Origin of the sequence: Intrasporangium sp., assembly GCF_036566125.1 — a bacterium.
Classification (GTDB): domain Bacteria; phylum Actinomycetota; class Actinomycetes; order Actinomycetales; family Dermatophilaceae; genus Intrasporangium.
This window is the reverse complement of record NZ_DATCWX010000293.1, coordinates 1-2,962: the sequence shown is the minus strand read 5'-3', so window position 1 is coordinate 2,962 and position 2,962 is coordinate 1. Positions and strand designations below refer to the sequence as shown.

Annotated in this window: 3 protein-coding genes and 1 pseudogene; 3 read left to right on the top strand and 1 reads right to left on the bottom strand. The window is 70.7% G+C overall.

Features of this window, described 5'->3' with window-relative positions; translation table 11 throughout:
- Positions 1 to 6 precede the first annotated feature (6 nt).
- Entirely contained in the window at positions 7 to 693 is a 687-nt protein-coding gene (locus VIR15_RS17625) for a hypothetical protein (RefSeq protein ID WP_331930125.1), read from the bottom strand.
- 68 nt (positions 694 to 761) lie between these two features.
- Between VIR15_RS17625 and VIR15_RS17620 the strand changes: the two genes are divergently transcribed.
- The 3 genes and pseudogenes from VIR15_RS17620 to VIR15_RS17610 all read left to right on the top strand — a co-directional run.
- A complete protein-coding gene (locus tag VIR15_RS17620) occupies positions 762 to 1,400 on the top strand; it encodes a YdeI/OmpD-associated family protein (RefSeq protein WP_331930123.1) in 639 nt (212 codons plus the stop codon).
- Between the two features lie 130 nt (positions 1,401 to 1,530).
- Positions 1,531 to 2,064 (top strand): SigE family RNA polymerase sigma factor, encoded by a 534-nt coding sequence (locus VIR15_RS17615; protein WP_331930121.1) that lies wholly within the window; start codon positions 1,531 to 1,533, stop codon positions 2,062 to 2,064.
- Positions 2,061 to 2,962, top strand: a pseudogene (locus VIR15_RS17610) (hypothetical protein); the annotation flags it as partial. The gene VIR15_RS17615 and the pseudogene VIR15_RS17610, both read left to right, overlap by 4 nt.

Below are 2,962 nucleotides of genomic sequence, written 5' to 3'. Positions count from 1 at the left end.
TGAGGCTCAGCTGATCCAGACGGTGAGCGGGCCCAGGCGCTCGCCGCCTGCCTGCACAGCCGCCATGACACCGTCGCCGGCCTCCCAGGCGACAAATGGCATGGTGCCGACGAGCTCGTGCGCCGCCCGGGTCACGCCGCGCCACGTGCGGACCTCGTCGGCGTCACGGCTGAAGGTGTTGCTGATACCGGCCACGGGAGCCGTCACGTTGACGATCGCGCCAGCGGCGAAGGGGTCGTCGCCGTCAGTGGCGGCGAGGACGTGCACGCCGGGCTCGTCGAGCAGACCGGCTCGGAGGATCGCTGCATCCTCGGGATCGCGTGCCCAGGCGCTCACCCACGCGGTGAACTCCGCCCCGTCGATCCGACGCCACACGCGTCCGTCGGCGCCGGTGTCCGGAGTGTCGAACCACAGCCATTCGCCGACGACGAGCCGCGCGAAGTCCTCCGTCGTGAGGTCGAACCGCGACCAGCTGTCCTTGACCGAGGCACCGTCGCCGGGGTCGATCCGCGCGAGGACGTCGTACTCGCTCGTGAGGGGGGAGAGGGTCACCGCGTCCGGGTAGTACGGCGGTGTCCTGGTCCGGCTCGTCCAGGCGAGGTCGTCGAGCACGGTGGTCAGCCCGTGCGAGCGGCACACGGCATCGCACCACTGGGCGTTGTTACGGGCGGCGAGAGCGATGCGATCGGTCACACGCTGATCCTCCCAGCCGCTCGGTGCCTGCGGCTCTGCTGTCGGCGCTGGGTGGCAGGATCGACGGCATGCGACATGGGGGAACCGAGGAGCGACCGGCGGTCTTCTTCGACGATGCCGACGACTTCCGGGCCTGGCTCGAGGCCAACCACGACACGGCCACCGAGCTGTGGATGGGGCTCAACAAGAAGCACGTCGTGCCGCGTGGCCTCACGTGGGAGGCCGCGGTCAGGGAGGCGCTCTGCTTCGGCTGGATCGACTCCCTGTCGCAGGGCATCGACGAGGACAGCAGGCGCCAGCGCTGGACTCCGCGCAAGCCGACGAGCAACTGGAGCGCCATCAACATCAAGGCGGTCGAGGAGCTGACCACGGCAGGGCGGATGCACCCGGCGGGCCTGGCCGCCTTCGATCGACGGCGCGACGATCGGTCGGGGATCTACTCCTACGAGAACGGGGAGCTCACGCTCCCAGCGGAATACGACGCCATGCTGCGCGCCGACCCGAAGGCGTCCCTGTTCTGGGACGGCGCCACCGCGTCCTACCGCAAGACGGTCACGAGCTGGGTCCTCACGGCAAAGCAGCAGGCGACCCGGGACAAGCGCATGGCAGAGCTCGTCGACGACTCAGCGCACGGTCGCCTCGTCAAGCCCCTGCGCTACGGCACTGAGCCCGCGTGGGTGGCCAGGTTGCGTGCGCAACTGAGCTGAGCGGCATACGGCTAGTTCCGTATGCCGCTGTGCTGGCTCCCAGGGACACCTTTCCGCTCGCTCGTGCAACCTTCTCGTCCATCGGTGACGTACACGCGATGACAGACTGGGCTTGGACGACAGGGGAGTCATGCGCACGAGGGGCCACGCGCAACGGGACGCCGAGTTCACGGCCTTTGTCAGGGGGCACTCCGACCGGCTCCACCGCTACGGCTATGTCCTGACGGGCAGCGGCGCGGAGGCCGAGGAGCTGGTGCAGGAAACGCTGGTCAAGGTGTACCTCGCCTGGGAACGGATCTGTCAGGAGGGATCGCCGCTCGGGTACACCCGGTCGGCGATGGCTCGCACCCACATCTCCCGCTGGCGATCGTGGCGACGCCGGACCGCGCTCGAGGACCGGGTCGTCCTCGACCGCACCTCGGCTGCGACATCGTGGGAGACCGAGGCGACCGAGCGCGACGCCATGTGGCGGGCATTGCGGGAGCTGCCGCCACGGCAACGGGCCGTGGTGGTGCTGCGGTTCTACGAGGACCTGACCGAGCGGGACATCGCCGCGGCACTCGGGTGCGCCGTCGGCACGGTGAAGAGCCAGCTGTCCCGAGCACTGTCCACCCTCCGCGGCCTGGGGGCCGTCCACCTGCTCGTGTCGGAGGAGGCGCGATGAACGACCTGAACACTCGAACCCTCGAGGAGACGCTGCACGAGCGGGCTGGGTCCATGCCGCTGCCGGTGCCCGCCGGCGTCGAGCTGATCGATCGTGCGGGACGACAGCGCCGTCGACGCGCCGCGCTCGGCACGATGGGGGGTGTCGCGGCGACGGCCGCTGCCGCGCTCGTCGCCGTGCTGGTGATGCCATCTCCGGCACCGCAGCGCCCCGTCGGGCCGGCCGCGTCCCAGGCGCCGACCACCTCGGCATCGGAGGCGCCGGTCGGACAGCAGCCGCTCAGCATCGACGACGTCGCCCGGGTCAACGGGCTCCACGCCTGGGCAACCGCGTTGCCGCCCGGTCCCGCGGTCCGGCGCGACCTTGGCTACGCCGCCTGGCGAGAGAACGGGCGCATCGTTGTGCGGATTGGCGGTCGCCAGGTCGTGCTGGGTGCGGACGTGCAGCTGCTGTCCCACCCGGTCAAGGTCGCCGACGGCTGGCTCTTCGCCGCTCATGACGGCACCTCGCTGCCCGCCACACGCGTCCTGCACGTGGGCACCGATCTCGAGACGAGCGTCGTCGCTGAGGGAGAGGACATCCGGCAGGTTGTGGCCGCTCCGGGACGACGGGGCTTTGCGGTCGTCACTGGCAGCGCGAGTCCGGACGAGGTCGCCCGGGGCGCAGTGACCTTCTTCTCGGCGGACGGTCGCGAGGAGAGGCACGTCGAACTGCCGGGTTGGCAGGAGCCGCTGATCGCAACGTGGGTTGGTGACGCGGTCACCTTCCCCGCCCCGGGCGGCCTGCCGACACCGCTCCGCTCCTACGAGCTGCGCACCGGCAGCTGGAGTGACATCCCACTGTCGCCCGCCATGGCCGACGTCACGGACGTGCGGGTGCTGGCGCTGCCCGGCGCACG